This window comes from Paraburkholderia kururiensis JCM 10599 = LMG 19447 (assembly GCF_003986935.1).
In the GTDB taxonomy this organism is placed as follows: Bacteria; Pseudomonadota; Gammaproteobacteria; order Burkholderiales; family Burkholderiaceae; genus Paraburkholderia; species Paraburkholderia kururiensis.
Map to the genome: position 1 here is coordinate 80,053 of NZ_RJZE01000005.1, position 23,404 is coordinate 103,456.

At 64.5% G+C, this 23,404-nt stretch carries 22 protein-coding genes; 14 read left to right on the top strand and 8 right to left on the bottom strand.

The window, feature by feature from the left end; translation table 11 throughout:
- Positions 1–213 precede the first annotated feature (213 nt).
- Genes PKKP23_RS07320 through PKKP23_RS07330 form a run of 3 tightly spaced genes read right to left on the bottom strand, consistent with a single transcriptional unit; the run spans position 214 to position 4,021 of the window.
- Positions 214–1,296, bottom strand: a complete 1,083-nt coding sequence (locus PKKP23_RS07320) for a substrate-binding domain-containing protein (RefSeq protein WP_126876400.1) — start codon at positions 1,294–1,296, stop codon at positions 214–216.
- A 51-nt stretch (positions 1,297–1,347) separates the two neighbouring features.
- On the bottom strand, positions 1,348–2,730 hold the full coding sequence (locus tag PKKP23_RS07325; RefSeq protein ID WP_126876401.1) for an LLM class flavin-dependent oxidoreductase: 1,383 nt from the start codon (positions 2,728–2,730) through the stop codon (positions 1,348–1,350).
- A 34-nt stretch (positions 2,731–2,764) separates the two neighbouring features.
- Complete coding sequence (locus PKKP23_RS07330; RefSeq protein WP_126876402.1) at positions 2,765–4,021, bottom strand: SfnB family sulfur acquisition oxidoreductase; 1,257 nt, start codon at positions 4,019–4,021, stop codon at positions 2,765–2,767.
- A gap of 330 nt (positions 4,022–4,351) precedes the next feature.
- On the opposite strand from PKKP23_RS07330, the gene PKKP23_RS07335 reads away from it, so the two are divergent.
- The 4 genes from PKKP23_RS07335 to PKKP23_RS07350 are packed head-to-tail and all read left to right on the top strand — an operon-like array spanning position 4,352 to position 8,980.
- The gene (locus PKKP23_RS07335; RefSeq protein ID WP_126876555.1) at positions 4,352–5,344 is read left to right on the top strand and encodes a sugar ABC transporter substrate-binding protein; all 993 of its coding nucleotides are present in this window, start codon (positions 4,352–4,354) and stop codon (positions 5,342–5,344) included.
- Between the two features lie 39 nt (positions 5,345–5,383).
- Complete coding sequence (locus PKKP23_RS07340) at positions 5,384–6,949, top strand: sugar ABC transporter ATP-binding protein (protein WP_420873201.1); 1,566 nt, start codon at positions 5,384–5,386, stop codon at positions 6,947–6,949.
- On the top strand, positions 6,946–8,010 hold the full coding sequence (locus PKKP23_RS07345) for an ABC transporter permease (protein ID WP_126876404.1): 1,065 nt from the start codon (positions 6,946–6,948) through the stop codon (positions 8,008–8,010). Before PKKP23_RS07340 ends, PKKP23_RS07345 begins: the two co-directional genes overlap by 4 nt.
- Positions 8,003–8,980: an ABC transporter permease gene (locus PKKP23_RS07350; RefSeq protein ID WP_126876405.1), complete on the top strand. Its 978-nt coding sequence runs from the start codon at positions 8,003–8,005 to the stop codon at positions 8,978–8,980. Before PKKP23_RS07345 ends, PKKP23_RS07350 begins: the two co-directional genes overlap by 8 nt.
- 63 nt (positions 8,981–9,043) lie before the next feature.
- Here the strand turns inward: PKKP23_RS07350 and PKKP23_RS07355 are convergent, their stop codons facing one another.
- Both PKKP23_RS07355 and PKKP23_RS07360 read right to left on the bottom strand, forming a co-directional pair.
- A complete protein-coding gene (locus PKKP23_RS07355) occupies positions 9,044–10,036 on the bottom strand; it encodes an ABC transporter permease (protein ID WP_017777526.1) in 993 nt (330 codons plus the stop codon).
- A gap of 88 nt (positions 10,037–10,124) precedes the next feature.
- Complete coding sequence (locus PKKP23_RS07360) at positions 10,125–11,612, bottom strand: sugar ABC transporter ATP-binding protein (RefSeq protein ID WP_126876407.1); 1,488 nt, start codon at positions 11,610–11,612, stop codon at positions 10,125–10,127.
- A gap of 586 nt (positions 11,613–12,198) precedes the next feature.
- Between PKKP23_RS07360 and PKKP23_RS07365 the strand changes: the two genes are divergently transcribed.
- The 4 genes from PKKP23_RS07365 to PKKP23_RS07385 all read left to right on the top strand — a co-directional run bounded on the left by PKKP23_RS07365 (position 12,199) and on the right by PKKP23_RS07385 (position 15,452).
- On the top strand, positions 12,199–12,525 hold the full coding sequence (locus PKKP23_RS07365; RefSeq protein WP_126876408.1) for an ArsR/SmtB family transcription factor: 327 nt from the start codon (positions 12,199–12,201) through the stop codon (positions 12,523–12,525).
- Between the two features lie 166 nt (positions 12,526–12,691).
- Complete coding sequence (locus tag PKKP23_RS07370) at positions 12,692–13,756, top strand: alkene reductase (protein WP_126876409.1); 1,065 nt, start codon at positions 12,692–12,694, stop codon at positions 13,754–13,756.
- Between the two features lie 539 nt (positions 13,757–14,295).
- Positions 14,296–14,562, top strand: a complete 267-nt coding sequence (gene infA, locus PKKP23_RS07375; RefSeq protein ID WP_017777522.1) for a translation initiation factor IF-1 — start codon at positions 14,296–14,298, stop codon at positions 14,560–14,562.
- A gap of 674 nt (positions 14,563–15,236) precedes the next feature.
- Positions 15,237–15,452, top strand: a complete 216-nt coding sequence (locus tag PKKP23_RS07385; RefSeq protein ID WP_017777520.1) for a hypothetical protein — start codon at positions 15,237–15,239, stop codon at positions 15,450–15,452.
- A 38-nt stretch (positions 15,453–15,490) separates the two neighbouring features.
- On the opposite strand, the gene PKKP23_RS34460 is transcribed toward PKKP23_RS07385, so the two are convergent.
- Positions 15,491–15,715: a hypothetical protein gene (locus PKKP23_RS34460; protein ID WP_081601925.1), complete on the bottom strand. Its 225-nt coding sequence runs from the start codon at positions 15,713–15,715 to the stop codon at positions 15,491–15,493.
- A 180-nt stretch (positions 15,716–15,895) separates the two neighbouring features.
- Complete coding sequence (locus tag PKKP23_RS07395) at positions 15,896–16,099, bottom strand: cold-shock protein (RefSeq protein ID WP_017777519.1); 204 nt, start codon at positions 16,097–16,099, stop codon at positions 15,896–15,898.
- 501 nt (positions 16,100–16,600) lie between these two features.
- Here PKKP23_RS07395 and rpsU point away from each other — a divergent pair.
- Positions 16,601–16,813 carry a 30S ribosomal protein S21 gene (gene rpsU, locus PKKP23_RS07400; protein WP_026121993.1) on the top strand — a complete coding sequence of 71 codons (213 nt, stop codon included), beginning with the start codon at positions 16,601–16,603 and terminating at the stop codon, positions 16,811–16,813.
- 247 nt (positions 16,814–17,060) lie between these two features.
- Positions 17,061–17,672, top strand: a complete 612-nt coding sequence (locus PKKP23_RS07405; RefSeq protein WP_126876410.1) for a LysE family translocator — start codon at positions 17,061–17,063, stop codon at positions 17,670–17,672.
- Positions 17,673–17,751: 79 nt separating this feature from the next.
- Here PKKP23_RS07405 and PKKP23_RS07410 read toward each other — a convergent pair whose 3' ends face one another.
- Positions 17,752–18,684, bottom strand: coding sequence for a LysR family transcriptional regulator (locus PKKP23_RS07410; RefSeq protein ID WP_017777516.1), 933 nt, complete (start codon positions 18,682–18,684; stop codon positions 17,752–17,754).
- Positions 18,685–18,909: 225 nt separating this feature from the next.
- Between PKKP23_RS07410 and PKKP23_RS07415 the strand changes: the two genes are divergently transcribed.
- From PKKP23_RS07415 to PKKP23_RS07430, 4 genes are read left to right on the top strand one after another with little or no spacing between them, the layout of a single operon-like run.
- Complete coding sequence (locus PKKP23_RS07415) at positions 18,910–20,451, top strand: ABC transporter substrate-binding protein (protein ID WP_126876411.1); 1,542 nt, start codon at positions 18,910–18,912, stop codon at positions 20,449–20,451.
- 52 nt (positions 20,452–20,503) lie between these two features.
- The gene (locus tag PKKP23_RS07420) at positions 20,504–21,421 is read left to right on the top strand and encodes an ABC transporter permease (RefSeq protein ID WP_042301383.1); all 918 of its coding nucleotides are present in this window, start codon (positions 20,504–20,506) and stop codon (positions 21,419–21,421) included.
- Between the two features lie 9 nt (positions 21,422–21,430).
- On the top strand, positions 21,431–22,339 hold the full coding sequence (locus PKKP23_RS07425; protein ID WP_126876412.1) for an ABC transporter permease: 909 nt from the start codon (positions 21,431–21,433) through the stop codon (positions 22,337–22,339).
- A gap of 25 nt (positions 22,340–22,364) precedes the next feature.
- A complete protein-coding gene (locus tag PKKP23_RS07430; protein ID WP_126876413.1) occupies positions 22,365–23,354 on the top strand; it encodes an ABC transporter ATP-binding protein in 990 nt (329 codons plus the stop codon).
- Positions 23,355–23,404: the final 50 nt, after the last annotated feature.

Genomic DNA, 23,404 nt, shown 5'->3' on the forward strand with positions numbered 1-23,404 from the left:
GGGGCTCCCCGAAAGATGTTGGGCGCCTCCCACACGAGGAGGCGGTTCGGAGGCCATTAGATCAGCGGCAGGTAATGCGCCCTACTAACGATGTGGAAAATGCATATTCCGTGGGGCACGTAGGGCCGTCATACGGGGCTCGGCGGCCTCGTGCGGCGTATCGTCGCGCACTGACGGCCCGTTGCGTTCGTCGTCTTGTCGCGAACGGCGCCGTCAGTCGCGTCCTGCCTTGCCGATCCACGCCGCTGTCGCCGCGTCGCTCGTGCGGAACGCGGGGAACCTGGCACCCAGTTCGGCAATGGTATGGATGTCGTTCTTCACGAGGTCGTCGCGTGTGATCAAGGTCGGCTTCACCACGATGCGATGGCCGGGGTCCTCGCCTGCGACGAGCAGCGCCGCAGCCCGCACCGACACGGCGCCCACCACGGCCGGGTTGGTGGCGGCGGTGGCCACCCACGGGCTGTTCGGCGCGCGGATCGCTTCGATGTCCGCCGTCGAGATGTCGGCACTGTAGATGCGCAGCTTCGTGCCGAGACTGGCTTCGTCGGCGGCCAGCTTCGCGCCGCGTGCGAACTCGTCGTAAGGCGCGAACACGACTCGAATCTCCGGATGCGCCCGATAGGCCGCAGCCGCCTGGTTCGCGACCGACTGCGCGATCGGGTTGTCCACCGTGCCCCAACGCGCCTTTTCCTGCACGCCGGGATGCGCGCTCTTGAACGCGCGCCATACGGCATCCCGCCGGTCGAGCGGCGCGAAGCCCGCCACGTACACGTAGCCCGCGGAAAACGTCGCGCCATTGTCCTTTACGGCCTGGTCGAGCAGCAGCGTGGCCAGATCGTGGTCGCTCTGTTCGATCTGCGGCACCTTCGGGTTGGCCAGATCGACATCGAACGCGACGACCTTGATGCCCTTGTCGAGCGCGCGCTGCACCACGTCCTTGAGCGACTCGGGCAAGCCGTGATTCACGATGATCGCCGACACGCCGAGACTGATGGCCTGCTGGATCTGCTCGCGTTGCTCCGCCGCGTCCTGGCGCCCTTCGTAAATGCGCAGATCGATACCGAGCGCCTTCGCCTGCTTTTGCGCGCCCGCTTCATACGCCTGGAAGAAATCGCCCGTCGAGAGATAGTTGACGAGCGCGATCTTCACGCCGCCCTTGTCGAACGGCGGCGGTGCTCCGGGAATGCCGGCGGCACGCGCGCCGGGGGTCCATCCGAGTGCCGCGGCCACCACCATCAACCCTGCTGCCGCACGCCATGTCTTGCGCACCACGCGCTCACCAAGCCCGCTTGCCATGATCGGAACCCCCTTGTTGTTCGTCGTATTTCGTTCGATCCATTCGACTGCTCAGACCACGGGTACCACCTGCGCCGAGCGATAGCGGGCCCCCGGATGCGGCTCGGCGAGGCGTGCGCCGCCGCCGTGCAGCTTCTCGCGCAACGTGCCGCGCGCATATTCGGTCTTGTAGGCGCCGCGGCGCTGCAACTCGGGTACGACGAGTTCGACGAAGTCGCTGAACGTCTCGTGCGTGAGGGCATAGGCCAGGTTGAAACCGTCCACGTCGGTTTCCTCCACCCACGATTGCAGTTCGTCTGCCACCTGCACCGGGTCGCCCACCGTAAGCGGCCCGAGGCCGCCAATGCCGCCCCACTTCGCGATCTCGCGCACGGTCCACACGCGCGTGGGGTCCGCGCTCGACAACGCTTCCACCGCCGACTGCACGGCGTTGCTCTCCACGTAGCGCAACGGCTCGTCGAGGTCGTACTTCGAGAGATCGATGCCGGTCCATCCCGACATCAGCGCAAGTGCCCCTTCGTCGCTCGCATAGCGGCGATAGTCGGCATGCTTCGCATGCGCCTCGGCTTCGGTGCGGCCTGTAATCACGGTATGGAGGTTGAAGATCAGCACGTCGTGCGGATCGCGCCCGAAGCGCTTCACGCGCTCGCGAATGTCTGCGACGAATTCCTTGAGCACCACGCGCGACGGCGCCGCAATGAAGATGCATTCGGCGTGCTGCGCGGCGAAGTCTTTGCCGCGCTTCGACGCTCCAGCCTGATAGAGCACCGGCGTACGCTGCGGCGAGGGCTCGCACAGATGAATGCCCGGCACGTCGAAAAAACGCCCGCGATGCGCGATGGGATGCACCTTCGAGGGCTCCGTAAACACGTGCCGCGCCGCATCGCGCACCACGGCATCGTCATCCCAGGAAGACTCCCAGAGCTTGTAGCAGACCTCGAGGTATTCGTCGGCCAGCGCATAGCGTTCGTCGTGATTCGCCTGCGACGGCAGACCGACATTGCGCGCCGCGCTGTCGAGGTACGACGTGACGATGTTCCAGCCTACGCGTCCGTTGGTGAGGTGGTCGAGCGTGGACATGCGACGCGCGAACGGATACGGGTGTTCGTACGAGAGCGAACACGTCACGCCGAAGCCGAGATGCTGCGTGACGTGTGCCATCGCGGAGACAAGCAGAATGGGGTCGTTCACCGGCACCTGCGTGGCCTGGCGAATCGCAGCCTCGCCGCTGCCCTGATAGACGTCGTAGATGCCCAGCACGTCGGCAATGAAAAGGCCATCGAACAGGCCGCGTTCGAGCAGTTGCGCAAGCTCTGTCCAGTAGCCGAGTTCGCGGTAGCGCCACGAAGCGTCGCGCGGATGCGCCCAGAGGCCGGGCGACTGATGCCCGACGCAGTTCATGTCGAAGGCGTTAAGGCGAATCTGTCTGGTCATGTCTTGTCCATACACGCGGATGCGACGGCTCGCATCAATTCCATGGATGCCGTGCGGGCTTCACGCCGTTGAGGTAGTAGTTGCCGACGAGGTGGTATTTCCAGCGCACCGGATCGTGCAGCGTGTGCGTGCGCGCGTTGCGCCAGTGGCGATCGAGGTTGTGCTCTTCGAGCGTGGATTGCGTGCCGGCCAGTTCGAACAGCTTTTCGCTCGCGAGCAGCGCGATTTCGGTGGTAAGCACTTTGGCCTCGCCAACCGCAACCGAGGCACGCGCGACGTCGTCTTCCGTCGTGACGGGTTGCGCCGCGATCTCGTCGAGCGTGCGCGCAGCGCGGTCGAGCAGCGCGTCGGCTGCATGCAGATCGATATGGAGCCGGCCGACCTCGCGCACCGTCAACGGGTCTTCGCTCGCGCGCTCCACGTTGCTGTCGATCCACGGGCGCGAGCGTTCGCGCACGAAGCGCAGCGTGTCGGCAAGCGCGGCGTGCGCAATGCCCGCATCGATGGCGGCCTGAATGATCTGCGAGAGCGGACCGTTCAGCGTCGGCTCGTCCGACACGCGGTGCGCGGGAAACACGTGCGACGCCGGCACGCGCACGTTATCGAGCACTACCGTGCCGCTTGCGGTGGTGCGCTGACCGAACCCCGACCAGTCGTCGATCACCGTGAGGCCCGGTGTGCCCTTCGGGATATACGCAAGCCATCCCTTGCGGTTCTCGTCGAGGCCCAGCACGGGCACGTAGTGCGCGAACAGCGCACCGGTCGAATAAAACTTCGTGCCGTTCACGACGTAACCACCGTCGTCGCCGTTCCTGTCGCGCGTCACGCGCGTCTTCAGGTCGAGCACGTTTTTCGTGCCCTTTTCGGAGAAACCGTTGCCGAAGCGCTTGCCCCTGAGGATGTCCCCAAAGAAGTGGCGCTTCTGTTCATCGGTGCCCGTGAGTGCAATCACGTCGACAAGGCCGAAATGATTCTGCGGCAGTTGCCCCAGCGACGGATCCGCCGCCGCAACGATCTTCACGACCTCGACCAGCGTCTGGTACGCCGCCCCGGCGCCGCCGTACGCTTTCGGCACCGTAATGGCCCACAGGCCCGACTGCGAGAACCATTCGATTTCCTCATGCGGCAGGCGCCGCTCGCGGTCCCGTTGCGCGGCCTCTTGCGCAAGACGCTCCGCAAGCGCGTGCGCAACGGCGAGCGCTTCCTCGTCGCTGCCGATCACGTGTGCGCCGTTTTCCGCTTCAGTCCCGGTGCCCACGCGCAAGGACTTCGTTTCGTCGATCGTTGCCATTCGCCGGCTCCGCTGCAATGAGTATCGGCAGAATTTATCAGCGCGCCGCTCGTGGCCCAAACGAAGGTTTGGAACATCGTTATTCCTTCGGATGACCCATGATCGTTTTCGCCGCAGCCGATTTGCAAATCGTCGGAGTTTGCATATCGATAGCGTCAATCGTTGGTTTCAATCGCGGCGTATCGTTGCGTAGAGTCGGTCCGGATTGCGCATTCCTTTTCTGCGGCCCTTCACTCTCGCATCCGACATCACGACATGATCCACCGCACACTGTCCTCGCCCTATTCCCGTTCTTCTTCGCGCCGCACACGTGGCGCCCTCGTGCCACTTGTGCGTCTCGTCACCGCCGCCGCGCTGAGCTTGATGGTCATCGCACTACCCGCCCATTCCGAGGGCAACGCAAGCGCCGCGAGCAACGACAGCGCGATACCGTCGCTCAAAGGCAAGCGCATCGGCATCACCGCAATCGGCACGGACCACTACTGGGATCTGAAGGCCTACCAGGGCGCGATCGACGAGGTGAAACGGCTGGGCGGCACGCCCATCGCGCTCGACGCCGGCCGCAACGACAACCGCCAGATTGCGCAGATTCAGACGCTGATCGCGCAAAAGCCCGACGCCATCATCGAGCAACTGGGCACCGCTTCGGTGCTGGAGCCGTGGCTGCAGAAAATCCGCCAGGCCAACATACCGCTCTTCACGATCGACACCGCGTCGCCCTCCAGCCTGAACGACACCACCTCGGACAACTTCTTCATCGGCGAGCAACTCGCGCTGAAGCTCGTCAACGACATCCACGGCGAAGGCAACATCCTCGTGTTCAACGGCTTCTACGGCGTTCCGGTTTGCGCGATCCGCTACGACCAGTTGAAGGCGGTGCTCAAGTACTACCCGAAGGTCCACATCATCGAGCCCGAGTTGCGCGACGTGATTCCGAATACGGTACAGAGCGCGTATGCGCAGGTCAGTCAGTTGCTCACGAAATACCCCAAGGGGCAAATTGCGGCGATCTGGGCCGCGTGGGACGTGCCGCAGGTGGGCGCCACGCAGGCCGTGAACGCTGCGCATCGCAACGAGATCAAGACCTACGCGGTGGACGGCAGCCCCGACGTCGTTTCGCTCGTGAAAGACCCGAAGTCGAGCGCGGCGGCCGTCGTCGCGCAGCAACCCGCACTGATCGGCAAGACCGCGGTGGACAACGTCGCGCGCTACCTTGCCGGCGATCGCAGCCTGCCGCCGTACACCTACGTGCCGTCCATTCTCGTCACGAAGGACAACGCCGCGCAGTTGCAGCAGGCGCTCGGCCAGATTGCCGCGAAATGAACGCCGCGAAATGAACGCCACGAAAGCGAGCGCCGCAGAATGGGCACTGCGATGAGCACACCGAAAGACACGCCCGCTCATGCGCCCGCCCTCGCGCTGCGCGGCATCGTCAAGCACTTCGACGGCGTACCGGCGCTGCGCGGCGCATCGCTCGACGCGGCCCCGGGCACCGTGCATGGCCTGATCGGCCAGAACGGCGCGGGCAAGTCGACACTCATCAAGATCCTTGCGGGCATCCACACGGCAGACGCCGGCACCGTCACCGTGCACGGCGAGCCGCAGCCCCCCGGCGTTGCCCCCAGGGGCATCGCATTCATTCACCAGGAGCGCCTGCTGCCGCCCACCTCGACCGTGGCCGAAGCGCTCGCGCTCGGTCACGAGCCCGCGTTCGGCCCACGCGGCGCGGGCGTGCTGCGCGTGCTCGATACGCGCCGGCTGAAACGGCAGGCACGCGAGGCATTGCATACGCACTTCGGCCTCGACCTGCATCCCGACCGCCTGATTGGCGAGCTCACCGTAGCCGAGCAGCAGATCGTGCAGATCACGCGGGCACTCGCGGGCGAGCCGCGCGTGCTCGTATTCGACGAACCCACCGCGGCACTCGTGGCACGCGAAGTGGACCGTCTTCTGCACACTATCGACACGCTGCGCGCGAGCGGCCTCACCATCCTCTACGTATCGCATTATCTGGATGAAATCGCGTCGATCTGCGATACGGTCAGCGTGCGGCGCGACGGCGTCGACGTCGCCCACGTCGATGCACGCACTACGTCCACGGAATCGCTCGTCGAGGCGATGATCGGCGCGCAACGGAGCGCACCGGCGGCAGTATCCGCGCGTACGCCGGGCGACGTCGCGCTCGCTGTGCGCGGGCTCGGCACGCCCGGCCGTTTCGAAGACGTGTCGTTCGACGTGCGGCGCGGGCAGGTCGTCGGCGTGACGGGGTTGCTCGGCTCGGGCGGCAAGGCGGTGCTGCGCTCGCTATTCGGCCTCGAGCGCGGCACGACGGGCACCGTGAGCGTAGCGGGACGCACAGTGCGACTACGCCGCCCACCCGACGCGGTACGCAGCGGCATCGCGTTCGTGCCGGAAGACAGACGCGCGCACGGCGTAGCGGGCTCGCTCTCGGTGCGCGAAAACACGACGCTCGCCAGCCTTTCGCGCATCAGCCGCTTCGGGCTGCTCGCGAGGCAACGCGAAACGCAGCTCGTGCAACGACTCATCGCCGCGCTCGCCATCCGCACGCACAGCACGGAAACGCCGGTACGGCAACTGTCCGGCGGCAACCAGCAGAAGGTGGCGCTGGCGCGCTGGCTCAGCCGCGAATCGACCGTCTATCTGCTCGACGAACCTACGGTTGGCGTCGACGTGGGCGCGAAGGCGGAAATCTACCGGCTGCTCGACGAACTCGTGCGCAACGGCGCTTGCGTACTGCTGTTTTCGAGCGACCTGATCGAACTTGTGGGCGTGACCGATCGCATCCTCGTCATGAAGCGCGGCCGCATCGTGCAGGAACTCGTCTCGCAGGAAACGGACACGCAAACCGTGCTCGCCTGGGCGAGCGGTGCGCGCGAGACGGCCATGCAGGAACGGGAGGCGGCATGAACGTCCCGTCGTCCCCTACCCGTTCGCTGGCCGACGGGCGCGCGTTGCCCGGCATCGGTCCCGGACGGGCACATCGCCTTCGCGCGAGGCTGCGCGACCCGCAGTTCTGGCTGCGCGGCAGCGCGCTGCTCGCGTTCGCCATCGTGGTTACGGCATTCGCGCTCACGTCGCCGCTGTTTCTCACGGTTGCCAATCTCGCCAACGTGTTGCAGCAGTCGGTGGTGATCGGGCTGCTCGGCTTCGGTCTCACGATCGTGTTGATTGCAGGCGGCCCGGACCCGATTCGCGGCGGGCTCGACCTTTCGGTCGCGGCCAACCTCGGATTGTGCGCAGCCGTCTTCGCCGTCACGCAGCGCGACGGGTATCCGGCCCTGCTGTCGGTCGCGTTGACGCTCGCCACAGGCGCAACGGTGGGCGCGTTGAACGCGGTCGCCGTCATCGCGCTACGCATCGTTCCGCTGCTTGCGACGCTGACCACGATGAACATCGCGGCGGGCTTCGAACTCGTACTGACGCAGAACACGCCGGTCCAGGCAAACGGCGCTCTGCTTGCCTACCTGCTGCGCGACGGACCCTTCGGCGTGCCGCATCTCGCCTACGCACTGCTGCTTGCCTGCGCGGCATTCACGGTACTCGTTCACGAAACGCCGTTCGGCTTGCGTCTTGCGGCCGTGGGCGCCCATCGCGACGCTGCACGGGCGGCCGGCATCCACAGCGAGCGTTATGTCGCCGCCAGCTATGTGCTGTGCGGTATCGCTGCGGCGCTGGCCGCGCTCGCGTCGGCAGCGCTTTTGAGCGGCAGTTCGCCCGGCGCCGGCGACAACCTGCTCGCAGTCGTGGCGGCTGCGTTGCTCGGCGTGGTGTTCTCGCGCCGGCTCGTGCCCACCATTCCGGGCACGCTCTGCGCGGTGCTGTTCATCGGAGTGATCGTCAACGGGTTCCAGCTCGACAACCTGTCGAGCTATTACGTCAACGGTGTGGAAGGCGTACTGATCCTGTTCGTCGTTGCGACGACGGTAATCGTGCGCCGCCGACATGGCAGGAGCAGTGCATATGATTGAGCGCCTCTCGCTCGCGTCGCGGCTCACTGGCCTGCGGCGCTTCGCGCTCGTTGGGGCGCTCGTCGTCGTGATTGCCTTTTTTGCCGTGTTCGCACCGGGCTTTGCACGTGTGGGCAACCTTGCTGACGTCCTGCTGAACAACTTCGCGCTGCTCGCCATTGCAGCGCTCGGCATGACGCTCGCGGTCTCGCTGGGCGCGGTCGATCTGTCGCTCGGCACATCGATCGACGTAGCCAGCCTCGTTTTCGTGTTGCTGTGTGCGCACCACGTCGATCTGTTTGCCGCGGCGCTCGGCGGCCTGGCCGCTGCGCTCGCGACCGGCGCGTTGAACGCCGTGCTGGTCGCGCGCATCGGCATCGCGCCGTTCCTCGCCACGCTCGGTACGCTGTTCATCGGGCAGACCGTTCAGCAACTGGCAACGGACGGCGGACAGCCGGTCTATCTGCTCAACGTGGCCCTGCCGCCGCTCTTCGGCGCGCTCGCGCACGGCAGCATCGCGGGCGTACCGGTGCCGCTGGGCATCGTCGTCGTGCTGGCCCTCGCGTTGCATGTTGCGCTCGCGCATTCCGTGTTCGGCCGCCAGCTCGCTGCGCTCGGCGCGCAGCCTGGTGTAGCGCGTCACGCGGGTCTGCCGGTACCGGCCATCGTGAGTGCAGCGTTCGTTGCGAGCGCGTTGCTCTATGGCGTGGTCGGCCTGCTCCTGTCTTCGACGGTGAAGGCGTACGTGCCGCTCGCGGGCAATGGCTATCTGATGAACGCCATTGGCGCCACGTTCATCGGCACCACGCTCTCCACGACGCATCGCCCGAGTGTGGCGGGCACGTTGTTGGGCGTGTTGCTGCTGAGCCTCGTGGCGAACGGGCTACTCTTGATCGGCTGGAACTTCTATTGGCAACAGGTGGCCACCGGCGCCGTGATTCTTGCCGTGCTGGCGATCAGCTTTGCGCAACGAGGCGCGCGGTACGCATGAAGTGCAAACGCGACGGGGCGCTGCTTACTGCGTCCCTTTCGCCGCTTGCGCACCTTTCGCCCGTCATGCATGCGCGTCGTCGCGCTTGCCCACACCGAACGTGAACGCCAGCGCGCCGACGAGCAAGGCGCCCTTGATGAAGTCCTGCATGTAGTACGGCGCATTGAGCATGGTGAGTCCGTTAAGCAACACGCCGACGAACACGGCACCGATCACCGTGCCGAACACATTCGGCCGCTTCGCGGCGCCCACTGCATAACCCACGAGCGCGGCCGCGACGGCATCGAGCAGCAGCGAGTGCCCGGCGCTCACGTCACCGCGCCCCACGCGGGCCGCAATCAGCACGCCGCCCAGCGCTGCGATGGCCCCCGATGCCACATAGGCCGCCACGCGATAGCGTGCGGTGGGCGCACCGGCGAGCCGGGCCGCGGTCTCGTTGCCGCCGATCGCGTAAAGCACGCGGCCCCAGCGAGTCGTCTCCATCACCACGCAGGCGAACACCGTCAACACCGCGAGCACGATCACGGGCAGCGGCACGACGTCGAGCACACGTAAGCGGCCGAGCGCGAGAAACGCGGCCGGAAACACCCCGCTCGTTTCGGTGCCGTCCGGCAAGATCGTGCCGGTCGAAAGCGAACGTCCGCCGGTCGGAATGAGTTGCAGCCCCGCGAGCAGAAACAGCGTGCCGAGTGTGGCGAGCTGATCCGGCACGCGCAACCGCGTAATCAACAGCGCATTGAACAGCCCCGCCGCCATACCGAGCGCAATACAGGCCGCCACGGCCCACCACGCGCTACCGTGCCAGACGACGAGCACGTAGCTCGCGGCCATCTGCGCCGACGCCGCGATGCTGCCCACCGACAGATCGAAGCCGCCCACGGCCAGCGTGATCGTGACGCCGATGCCGAGCAGCGCGGTGATCGAAATCGCCTGCAGAATGCTGAAGAGATTGTCGACGTTGAGAAATGCGGGTTGTGCAATCGCGAACACGACGACAAGCGCCGCGAGTGCGAACAGCATGCCGCTTTTTTCGAGCTGTCTGCGCCATGTCTGCATGCGCGACACCTGCGCGATGGCAGCGGACGGCGGGGTTGTCGGGGCGGTAGCGGCAGGGTCGCTGGCGGGCAAAAGGGTCTTCATGGGCTCACAGAGCGTGGACAGGAACTGAGGGCTCGGCGTGCGCGACAGGCGAGCCGCGATCGAAATGCACGATGCGGTCGGCCACCTGAAGCGCTTCATCGAGGTCGCTGACGAACACAAGCGTCGCGCGCGACGCAGCTTCGCCGCGCAGCAGACGAACGATGTCGGCACGCGCGCCGGCATCGATACCTTGAAACGGTTCGTCGAGCAGCAGCAGACGCGCGGGCTCGGCATGCCAGCGCGCAAGCGCGACCTTCTGCTGATTGCCGCCGGACAGGCGCGAGGGACGGTCGTGCGCGCCACGACAGCGAATGCCGAAACGTTCGATCGCCTCTACGACCGCCTGCCGCTCGCGCCGTGTGCGTACGAAGCCGTTGCGAAACCAGCGCGACATGAACGGAAAGCCGATCGTGCCAGCGATCGTGGCAAACGGAACGCTGTCGGGAAAGAGCGTGGTGCGGCGCCGATCTTCGCCGAGCATGAAAACGCCTGCGCGGATGGCCTGCGCAGGCGAACGCGGCTGCCAGCGCAGGCCGTCGAGCGTCATCTCGCCGTCGCTCGCATGCGCTGCACCGAACAGCGTGCGCGCAAGGCGCGACTTACCACTGCCAACCGGCCCGACGACGGCGACGATCTCCCCACGTCGTACGTCGAGATCGAACGGCGCACTCACGGGCGTGAGACGCAGACTGCGCAAGCTCAATACCGTGCGCGTGTCGGCGCTGTCGGGCGTCTCGTACGTTTCATGCAAGCGTTGCAGCGGCCGCCCGAGCATCGTTTCGAGTGCCGCGTGAAAGTCGATGGGGCCTCGCGCGTCGCCTACGACGCGACCGTCGCGCAGCACCACCACGCGATCGGCGATACGCCGCAGGTCGCGTTCGCGATGCGAGACGAGCAGCGTCGCGACGCCCTCGTCACGCAGCCGTGCGATCAGCTCGAACAGGCGATCCGCTTCCGCAGCGGAAAGACTCGCGGTCGGCTCGTCGAGAATCAGCAACGCCGGATGCGTCGCCATTGCGCGCGCGATCGTCACCTGCTGCTGGGCCGCAAGCGGCAGCGTTCCGAGCGGCGCATCGAGATCGACGGCGAGCCCGATACGCGCGGCCCGGCGCGCGGCCTCGGCACGCCGGACGCGCGCGGGCACATACCAGGCGGACGAGCCGCCGCAAAGCCGGTCGAGCAGCAGATTGTCCGCGACCGGCAGGTTCGGCACGACCGCATCCGCGATGGACTGATGCACGGTGGCGACACCGCGCCGTGCCGCATCGTGCGGCGACGACGGATCAAACGGTGTGCCACGCAGTGCAAGCGTGCCGCGATCCGGCAGATAAACACCGCTGAGAATCTTGACGAGCGTCGACTTGCCCGCACCGTTCGCGCCCATCAAAGCGACGACTTCGCCGGCACCGATAGAAAGATCGACGTGGTCCAACGCGATGCTGGCGCCGAAGCGCTTGCCGATACCGAGGACATGCAGAACGGGAGATGGCATCACACGGCGCGAAGGGCGGACAAAAGAGAACATCGTGGCACTGCAGCTGCGGGCGCAGGCTGCGGCGATATCCGCGCACACTATCGCGCTTCGCGGCCGGCGGACAACGAATGAATGCTGATAAAGATGTGATGGGCGGTGCGGTGCAGGCGCCGTCAAGACGCTTGCTTGCGGCCGGGAAAAATGAAAAAAAGCCCCCGACGGTCTATCGACCATGAATTGCCCACAAAGGTTGGGTAGGGGTTCAACTTCTGGGGGCAGTTCGTTCCGGCGGCTTTGGTGTGCTGATCTGCAAGAATAAAGTCCGTCACGCGGCCTTTTCGAAGGCGAAGATGGGCGCAGGGGGCACTGTGCGGCTCCATCGAGCTGATGGATGGACAGAGGTGTGCATGATAGCGACTTCGAAATGAACCGTCCCCTCTTCTCCGGGTGCGCGCGATTCCTGATGTACAGAAGTGCCGACTTTTTTGTGTGTCGACAGGACACAACCCCCACCCGCAGTAGTGCCATTGCTAATATCGTCATTTTACGATATACAATTCGTCCCGTAGCGATGCTAATTTCGTGTGTCACCGGTACGCTCTTCATGAGTTCAAGAAAACCCGCAGCAGCAGCCATCGATATCGACGCCGTTCTGAAGGCGCTCGCCAATCCCGTTCGGCGGGAGATTCTGGGCTGGCTGCGCGATCCGTATGCGCATTTCGCGGATCAGGAATTGCCGCTCGATCACGGCGTATGCGCCGGCAAGATCGACGCCCGTTGCGGCCTGTCGCAATCCACGGTGTCGGCCCATCTCGCTGCCTTGCAGCGCGCGGGGCTCGTGACGTCGAAACGCGTGGGCCAATGGGTGTTCTTCAAGCGCAATGACACGGTTATCAAGGCCTTTATCGAACGCATGAATACGGAACTCTGAACGCACGCGCACGCATCGCCGCGTGGCCTGCATGGCGGCGCCGTATCGCCGGGGGCCTCTCGTCGCACTCGTTATCAAGCTCGTCACCGCGCCAAACACTGCGCTAATCCCCTAATCACTTTACCCAGCCGCGGGCCGCGTGCCCGCCTCCAAAGGTGAACACAACATGGCAACTCTTTTCGACCCGATCCAGATTGGCGATCTCACCCTGCCCAACCGCATCATCATGGCGCCGCTCACGCGTCAGCGTGCGGGCGAAGAACGCGTGCCGAACGCGCTCATGGCGCGGTACTACGCCGAGCGCGCAACGGCAGGCCTCATCATCAGCGAGGCCACGTCCGTCACGCCGCAAGGCCTGGGTTATGCGGATACGCCGGGCATCTGGTCGCAGGAACAGGTGGAAGGCTGGAAGCTTGTGACCGAAGCCGTGCATGCCGCCGGCGGCAAGATCTTCCTGCAGCTCTGGCACGTGGGCCGCGTCTCGGATCCGATCTTTCTCAACGGCGAATTGCCCGTTGCACCGAGCGCGATCGCGCCGCAAGGTCACGTCAGCCTCGTGCGCCCCATCCGCGAATACGTGACGCCGCGAGCACTCTCGCTCGACGAGATTCCGGGCATCGTGGCCGCCTATCGCAAGGGCGCGGAAAACGCCAGGGCCGCAGGCTTCGACGGTGTCGAAGTGCACGGGGCCAACGGCTATCTGCTGGACCAGTTCCTGCAAGACAGCACGAACCACCGCACGGACGCCTATGGCGGCTCGATCGAAAACCGCGCGCGACTGCTGCTCGAAGTCACGGACGCCTGCATCGACGTCTGGGGCGCCTCGCGCGTGGGCGTGCACCTTGCGCCGCGTGGCGACAGCCATACGATGGGCGATTCGAATCCGCCGGCAACGTTCGGTTATGTGGCGCGTGAACTGGGTAAGCGCAAGATCGCCTTCATCTGCGCCCGCGAATCGTTGGGTGACAACCGGCTCGGCCCCATGCTCAAGGAAGCGTTCGGCGGCCCGTACATCGCCAACGAGAAATTCACGAAGGAAACCGCGCAACAGGTGCTCGACGCGGGCGAGGCCGATGCCGTGGCATGGGGTCAACTCTTCATCGCGAACCCGGATCTGCCGCGACGCTTTGCCCAGAACGCCCCGCTCAATGCGCCGAATCCGGCGACCTACTATGCGCGTGGCGAGACGGGCTACACGGATTACCCGTCGCTGGACGAACAGGCGGCATAAGCGCAGCGCGGCCGCACTATCGTGCGGATCCGTCTGGATGTGAAGGCTGTTGTTGTGGAAGAAAGGTGTGGCTCGATGTATTCGGGCCACGCTTCTTTTCGCACGTTGCGTGGTGAACCGCCGTTTGCACGGCCCGCCGCAGGCAGCTGCGACGGGCCTGTGCGCGGCAGCGCGGTGAAAACGGCGCTCTTCGGTTACAATGTGGATTCAAGTTGCTTCGAACAGCACATAACAAGACATGTGCGGTTCGTTGTGAATGTCCCCTTGAACGATCGTGCAGTGAGGCCGGCAGCAGCCTCTCAAAACTGTACGTCCTGACTTCCATTGGCCCGGCATTAAGGGCCACCGCGGCTTCCCATTCCCTCGCGCACGCGCTTCGCCGCCTGGACGGGCGGCGCCCGTGAGATCCATTCCGGACGCTGGGCACCAGCAGACCGCAGGCTTTCCATTCCCGCGCGAGCGCTTGTTGTACAACGCTCGTGGCTTCTTCCCCGTGCGGCATCTCGACCGATGCCGCGCCCATTGACCAGGAACCTTGAATGGCTAAAGAAGAATTGCTTGAACTCGACGGTATCGTTGACGAAGTGCTGCCGGACAGCCGCTACCGCGTCACGCTGGACAATGGCGTCGTGGTGGGCGCCTACGCATCGGGCCGTATGCGCAAGAACCACATCCGCATTCTTGCGGGCGACCGCGTCACGCTGGAACTGTCGGTGTATGACCTGACGAAAGGCCGGATCAATTTCCGGCACAAAGACGAGCGCAGCGGCGGCACAGCGCAACGCGCAGCCTTTCGCCGCCGCTGAGACGCGAAGGCACGAGAGCGCCGGCTGCAACCTCGTCTGCGCGCGTGATGCAGCGTAGACGCCGGCGGTCGATGCTCTTCTCCCGCTTCGCGACCGCCGCGATAGCTCCAGAATTTCCGCTGTACAAATCGGGCAATGGGCGTAGCATGAGGCGGTCGATTGCCCCTCGTCCGTTCCCGGCGCCCCGCCCGTCTCCTGTCGAATGGGAATCGGCCACGCGCCTTCCTTGCGGGCCGAACAAACCGGCCGATCGTGTGAACACTGAATCCGGCCGCTCACACTCCCTCCCCTCCGCCGCGTGGTGATGCGGCCTCAAAGGTATCCCATGACAACAGGTTTGCGTCTTTATCGCGGTCTGGAAATTTATCCGCTGGTCTATCCGCATCGCGCAACCGAGCCCGGGTTGGGGCATAACTACGACGAAGGGTTCGACGCTGCTGTACGAATCCAGGAACCGGGAAGCTCGAACGGGATATCGCGCAGCCGCGTATTCAGACTGTCGAGCGCAACGCCCTTCCGGAACGCCGGCGACGCGAGGCGTGCATCGACCGCGTACGCGGAACACCTCATCGATACCTGCCCTCTGAACACGAACGTTCTCGATCTGCAAGCGTGAACAGGGGCCAGGGGCGATCTTCGCACCCGCGGCCGCGGCAGTCAGGCAAGGAAAGCACATGCACTTCAATTCGACGCGATTCACCATTGACCCCACACCACGTCGGGCCGACGGCGAATACATCGCGCACGCCCGCATCAGCACTAGCCGCGCGGACGGTAGCGCATGCGACATTCATACGAGCGGCGATCTGGCGGGGTTCGACGTACGCGAAGACGCTGTTGCGTACGCAAAAATCTGGGCACAGGAGTGGCTGGACGCGCGTTTCGGCTAAGCGACGCGCGATCGGTGATCTGTGTCGACAGCGAGGCGTCAGCCGCGCGTATCGATCCAGTCGCGCGCCCATCGGTCAGAGTAGCCGATGGCGTCTTCTTCGGAACTGAAATATCCGATCGAATAAAACTCGTAAACCGCTGATCCGGAATGGACGTCGGACCGCGAGAGCAATACGTTTGAGGAAAAACAGCCGTCAGGCAAACAGTGAGCAGACGGCGAAACCGCATAACCGCGGTATTGTCTGGTGGAAGAAATTTGCATTATTGGTGATGAAATTAAACATGGGTGTGCGACCGCGCCTTTCCGTAAAGGAACGCAGATCTATTCAGATCGGAGAACCAGCCTTGGGGGATGCAACCTGAGGTGTATTCCCCGCCGAAAAACGGTCGAGGAATACGATGGGAAAGCGTTCGCGGCGAGTGCGGCGAACGCTCGAAAGACTTACAGCGGCTTGATGTTGGACGCCTGAAGGCCCTTCGGGCCACGCTTCGTTTCGAAGCTGACCTTCTGGTTTTCAGCCAACGTCTTGAAACCGTCGCCGGAGATTTCCGAGAAATGCGCAAACAGGTCGGGGCCGCCTTCATCCGGCGTGATGAAACCAAAACCCTTACCTTCGTTAAACCATTTGACCGTACCGGTATTCATGATGAATCCCTCAAAAAAATAAATTGATCATTCCCGCGCCACGGGGCAGCGGGGAAGCACCAAGAGGGAGAAAGAGGAAAACGAACTCCGCGCAAATGGCGGACAAGAGACGACACCAATTGAACTTCCTGAATACTTCAGCCGCGTACGATACGCGGATCGCGCAACCGGGTCAACTCATTTCACGTCGCCAAACGTAACAGCACGAAAGATGCGGAATTGCCGGTAATTTGAGCAGGAAATAGCGTTACACACTCAGGCATCATGCGTATAGTGCGCTTCAGCAGCAGCGCCGCACTCCGCACTGCATTCGATCGGAATCCGAATCGTATCCCCCGGCTCGGGTGAATATCGTGCGGCCAGGGGGCAAAAACGCCGGGCACAGGAGGCGCCGTACAGACAGTGGCCTCCCGTCGAATGTCGTTCAATGTCGATGGCGCAATGCATCGCCGCCGCGGATGCCCAGATGATTCACCACGCCAACTCATATCCAGGAAAGAATTGACTACCGTAACCCCCAAGCTGAACGAGCCCGTAGAGGTTGCACTGCGTCGCTTCCGACGTTCCATCGAGAACACGGGTCTTCTCAAGGAATTGCGCGCCAGAATGGCCTATGAAACGCCCACGGCGAAGCGCAAACGGAAGAAGGACGCGGCTGTCGCCCGGCTGCGAAAACAGATCAAGCGATCGTTGCCGCCAAAGAAACTGTACTGAGTAGAAGTTAATCGTAGACAGGCGAACGCGGCGCTGCGACGCGCTAAACGTCGCCAGCCGCCCCTCGCCGTCAACACCTTGCCGGCCGCCCCATCACAACAATAACGGCGAAACGCCCACGAGCGGGCTGTATTACCATTTCGCCACGGCCTCGAAGCGGACCTCCACGTCCGCTCGCCTTCAGGCGCCGATGCCACCCCGCAACCACGCGCCCATCGCAGGCAGCGTCCGGCATGGAGACACGTCAATGACACTCTCAGGTCTGTCCGTATTCGCACTCGCGCTGATCGTGGCCGCCGGCTCGCCCGGCCCCAGCATCGCTGCGCTCGTCGCACGCGTGCTCACCAATGGCGTGCGCGACGTGTTGCCCTTTCTGGCCGCCATGTGGATTGGCGAAGCGCTGTGGCTGACCTGCGCGGTGACGGGGCTCGCCGTGCTCGCCCATACGTTCGCCCTTGCATTCATGGCCGTGAAATTCGCGGGCGTCGCCTATCTGCTCTATCTCGCGTGGAAGATGTGGCACGCGCCCGCCGACGTGCGCGAAAGCGCACTGCCGCGTGGCCAGTCGCCATGGCGCATGTTCGTGGCGGGACTCATGGTGACGCTTGGCAATCCGAAGATCATGGTCTTCTATCTCGCGCTGCTGCCCACGATCGTGGATCTCTCACGCGTGAGCACGGTGGCGTGGCTCGAGCTGACGGCGACCATGCTGATCGTCCTGATGATGGTGGATTTCGGCTGGGCCATGGTGGCGGCTCGCGCGCGCAAGTTGCTGACGAACCGCCGCGCCGTGAAGATCGCCAACCGTGCGAGCGCGACGATGATGGCGGGCGCAGCCGCCGCCATCGCCACCCGATAGCTGTCGCACCACCCTGCAGGGGTGCGTTCACGCTTCGCACGCTGCGCCTGAGCGCGCTCGCGCGGGTCTTGCTGCGCTCTCACGAAGCGCTGTCTGCCTTTGCGCCGATATTCGCGAGTTGCGCGCGCAAGAACTCCAGAAACAACTGCACCACCTTGGGCAGCGTGCGTCCCACGAGCGTCTGCAGTTCGATGCTGCGCGCGTCCATGCCGCGATCGCTGATGCGTACGAGCGCCATCTCGCCGCGCACCTGTCGCGAGCGCACGGTGACTTCGCCTGAGATCGAGACCGCGTCCGAGGCCAGCGCAAAGTTGTGCAGCGACACGATGTAGTTGCTGACCATCACGGGTTCGATAGCGAGCCGCTGCTGGCTCGACACCACGTCGAAGAGCTGGCGGATGGTCGTGCTCGTGTCCGGCAACGCCAGCGGCCACGCGCAAAGCTGCGCGAGCGACACCTGCGGAAAACGCGCGAGCGGATGGTCGCGCCGCATGACGGCCATCACTGGCGCAGGCTCGCGGTGCTCGATCTTGATGTCGCTTTGCGGGGTGCGGCTGAACGTAACGCCGATGTCGGTCTCGCCTTCGCGCACGCGCCGCGAGACTGTGGCGGGCGCGCACACAGCCGTGTGAAAGACGATGCCCGGATACTTCTTGCGAAACTCGGCAATGGTTTGCGGCAGAAACTCGATGGCGAATCCTTCCGACGTCGCGACCCGCACCTGTCCGCGCCGCAACCCCTGCAATGCGTCGATGTCCTGAACGAGCCGGTCCGCCTCCAGTGCTGTGCGCAACGCGTAGACCGCGAGCATTTCGCCGGCCGCGCTTGCCACCATGCCGCGCGAGCGTCGCTCGAAGAGCGGCGTGCCCAGTACGTCCTCGAGATGCGCGATCTGCCGGCTGATCGCGGAACCGGCAACGTTCAGGCGGGTGGAAGCCTCGCTGATCGAGCCGGCCCGCACGACTTCGAGAAAGTAACGAAGCGCCGTTTCCTGAAGGTGGTGATGTTTCATCGTGTCCCTTTTGCCGGTGGTTCGCTTGTGCTTCGAACGCGGTCGCCGCTGGGCAATACGCTGCCGTGCCCTGCCGTGCCATTTCGGCAACGCAGATTTATTGTTTCCATAATAGTCGCAACAAAATTCACCGATTAGTCTTGGTGCACGGTCGTATGACGCGCCGGTACACCGGTGGGTCATTGCAACGCTTTGGACATTCACCGCGTTCACAGGAGTCTCGCCATGACCCGTCGTACCCGGGCGTTCGCACTCGCCGCCGGCGCATGTCTCTCGCTGTCTCTTGCGCTCTTTGCGCCTGTTAGTGCGTACGCCGGCAAGGCGAACGACACGCTCGTCTACGCGTCCGACAGCGAACCCGAGAACATCTCGCCGTACCACAACAACCTGCGCGAAGGCGTGATCGTCGCGCACATGGTGTGGGACACGCTGATCTACCGCGACCCCACCACGGGCGCCTACAAGCCCGAACTCGCTACGACGTGGAAGTGGGAGTCGCCCACCTCGCTCGTGCTCGACCTGCGCCACGACGTGAACTTCCAGAACGGCGACCACTTCACCGCGGACGACGTCGTGTTCACCTTCAACTACGTCGTCTCGCCCGACTCGAAGGTCGTGACGCGGCAAAACACCGACTGGATCAAGAACGCAGAGAAGATCAGCGACTATCAGGTGCGCGTCAACCTGAAGGCGCCCTTCCCGGCCGCGCTCGAGTATCTTTCGGGCCCCACGCCCATCTATCCGGCCGCGTACTTCAAGAAGGTCGGGCTCGAAGGGTTCAGCAAGGCGCCTGTCGGCACGGGTCCTTATCGCATTACCGCAGTCACGCCCGGTGTCGGCGTAACGATGGTCAAGAATCCGAACTATTTCAAAAACAGCCCGCTCGGCACACCGAAAATCGGCACGATCAAGTTCGTCGTGATTCCCGATCCGGAAACGCGCTCGGCGCAACTCATGACAGGCGCGGTGGACTGGATCTGGCGCGTGCCCGCGGACCAGGCCGACTCGCTGAAGTCGATGCCCAATCTCACGGTGGTGGGCGGCGAGACGATGCGCGTCGGCTACCTCTCCATGGATGCGCAAGGCACGTCCGCATCCAATTCGCCGTTCAAGGACGTGCGCGTGCGCCAGGCCGTGAACTACGCCATCGATCGTGCCTCGCTCACCCGGAACCTGGTTCGCGGCGGCAGTCAGCCCGTGTACTCCGCCTGCTTTCGCACCCAGTTCGGCTGTGACACGACAGGCGTCGTGAAATACGAGTACAACCCGGCGAAGGCGCGCGAACTGCTCAAGGCCGCGGGCTATCCGAACGGCTTCGATACCGACCTCTACGCGTATCGCGAACGCGAGTATGCCGAAGCGATGATCGGCGATCTGCGCAAGGTGGGCATCAACGCGCGGCTTCACTACCTGCAATACGCGGCGCTGCGCACGGCGCAACGCGCGGGCAAGACGCCCATGACGTTCCAGGCCTGGGGCTCGTTCTCGGTGAACGACGTCTCCGCGTTCACGAGCGTCTACTTCAAGGGCGGCCCCGACGACAGCGCCAAAGACCCGACCGTGGAGAAGTGGCTCGATACCGCGGACTCCTCGAACGATGCGGGCATCCGCAAGGTCAATTACTCGAAGGCGCTCACACGCATCAGCGAACAGGCCTACTGGGCGCCGCTCTTCTCGTATTCGACCAACTACGCGTTCACCTCGTCGCTGAACTTCAAGGCGTACCCGGACGAGTTGCCGCGTTTCTACGAAGCCTCCTGGAAGTAGGCGCACGACCACAACCGCAGCGACTACCCATTCGTCACTCACCGGTCCAGCCATGTTCGCCTACACGCTTCGCCGCCTCGCGCTCGCCATCGCGGTCGCGCTGACTGTATCGATCATCAGCTTCGCGCTGTTGCACCTGTCCGTCGATCTCGCCACGGCCATCGCCGGACCGGAAGCCACCGCCGCGCAAGTGGAAACGCTGCGCCACCAGTTCGGACTGGACCGCCCCGTCACCTCGCAGTATCTGGACTGGCTCTGGCACGCGGTTCATCTGGATTTCGGGCGCTCGTTCTTCTTCCAGTCGTCGGTGGTCGATCTGATTGCGGAACGGCTGCCCGTCACGCTGAAACTGGGCGGCATCGCGCTTGCCATCGCGGTGCTCGTCGCGATTCCGCTCGGTGTGGCCGCCGCGCTGTATCGGGACACCTGGGTGGACCGCCTCGCACTTTTCGTCGCGGTGATCGGCCAGGCGATGCCGAGCTTCTGGTTCGGCCTCACGCTGATCCTCGTCTTCGCGGTGGAACTCAAGTGGCTGCCGGTGGCGGGCAACAGCAGCTGGCAGCATTTCGTACTCCCGGCCATTGCGCTGGGCTACTACGCCACGCCAGCCATGATGCGGCTCACGCGCACGGGCATGCTCGACGTGCTCGGCGCCGACTACATCCGCACCGCGCGCGCCAAAGGTCTCACGCCGGCACGGGTCGTGATCCGCCACGCGCTACGCAACGCGCTGATTCCCGTGGTGGCGCTCGCCGCCGTCGAACTCGGCTTCATGCTGGGCGGGTCCGTGGTGATCGAATCGGTCTTCTCACTGCAAGGGCTCGGCCAGCTGGCCTGGGACGCCATTTCGCGCAATGACTTTCCCGTCGTTCAGGCAGTCGTACTGATCATCGCGATGTTCTACATCGGCCTCACGTTTCTTGCCGATATCGCCAACGCCGCGCTCGACCCTCGCCTTCGTACGCGCTAGGAGCCGCCCATGTCATCGCCTCCGCCGCACTATCCCGCGCTCACCCTCGCCTTGCCGCCGCGCCGGCATGTTCTGCGGCGCGTATTCGGCCGCGCACTCGATCATCGCAGTCTCGTGGTCGGTGCGGTGCTGCTTGTGCTCATCGTCATCGCAGCGGCGCTGGCGCCGGTCCTCGCGCCACACGACCCCTATGCCCAGGATCTTGCAAGCCGGCTCCTGCCGCCCGTCTGGAATCCGCGTGGCAGCTGGCTCCACGTGCTCGGCACCGACAAGCTGGGCCGCGACTATCTGAGCCGGCTGCTCTACGGCGCCCGCGTGTCGCTTGTGATCGGCGTATGCGCGGCGTCGCTTTCCGCGCTGATCGGCACCACGCTCGGCGTGCTGGCGGGTTACTTCGGCGGACGCGTCGACGCGGTGATCAGCTACCTCATCACCACGCGGCTCGCCATGCCGGTGGTGCTCGTGGCGCTCGCCATGTCGTCGCTGATCGGCGGGTCGCTGAAGACGGTGATCCTGCTGCTGGGCCTGTTGCTGTGGGACCGCTTCGCGGTGGTATCCCGCTCCGTGGCACAGCAGTTGCGCGACGCCGAGTTCATCGCGGCCGCCCGCGCCGTGGGCGCCTCCACGCCGTACATTCTGCTGCGCGAATTGCTGCCGAACATCGCGGGTGCGTTGATCGTCGTGGCGACGCTCGAAATGGCTCACGCCATCCTGCTCGAAGCCACGCTCTCGTTCCTCGGTCTCGGCGTGCCGCCGCCCATGCCGTCGTGGGGGCTCATGATTTCAGAAGGCAAGACGTATATGTTCTTCCAGCCCTGGGTGATCCTCATTCCCGGCGCGGCGCTGGCGCTCACCGTGCTCGCCATCAACCTGGTGGGCGACGGCATGCGCGACCTCACCACGCCCGACGGCCGCTAGACGATCACTCAACAAGGAGCGAGCCATGAGCCTGTTGCTCGACGTCGAAAACCTGCGGGTCGATCTGCCCACACCGAACGGCACGCTGCACGCCGTGCGCGGCATCGACTTTCAAATTGCGCACGGCGAGACGCTTTGCATCGTGGGCGAATCGGGTTGCGGTAAATCGATGACGTCGCTCGCGCTGATGGGTTTGCTGCCGCGCCGCGCAACGCGGCACGCTACACGTCTCGCCTTCGACGGCACCAACCTGCTCGCGCTCGGCGACCGTGCCATGGGCCGTCTGCGCGGCAACCGCATTGCGATGATTTTTCAGGAGCCCATGACGTCGCTGAACCCGTCGTACACGCTCGGCAACCAGCTGTGCGAAGCGTTGCAGCAACACCGCAAGGTGACGCACCGGGCGGCACGCGATCGCGCGGTCTACCTGCTCGAGCGAACAGGCGTGACGAATGCTGCTGAGCGGCTCGGCCAGTATCCGCATCAGCTGTCGGGTGGCCTGCGCCAGCGCGTGCTGATCGCCATGGCGTTGATGTGCGAGCCCGACCTGATCGTGGCCGACGAACCCACCACCGCGCTCGACGTCACGATTCAGGCGCAAATCCTGCACATGTTGCGCGAGTTGCAGCAGGAAATGGGAGCGGCCGTCTTGTTCATTACGCACGACCTCGGTGTGGTCTCGCGCATCGCAGATCGCGTCGCCGTGATGTACGCGGGGCAGATCGTCGAAACAGCCTCTGCGCCGCATCTCTTCGCGCAGCCCAGCCATCCCTATACGCGCGGGCTCCTCAACTGCATTCCGGTGCGCGGCAAGACGCGGCCCGGCAGCAAGCTCGAAGCCATTCCGGGCGTCGTGCCGTCGCTCGTGGGCGAGTTCTCGGGCTGCGCATTCCGCAACCGCTGTTCGCTGGCACACGATGCATGCCTGCAAACGCCCGCGCTTGCCGAAGTGGACGCGCAGCATCTTTCCCGTTGTGTGCTCTCCGCCGGCGCAACTGCCGAGGTGACGTCATGAACGCCGTTGCGCATTCGTTGCCTGCCAGCCCGGCTCAAGCCGATCTGCCG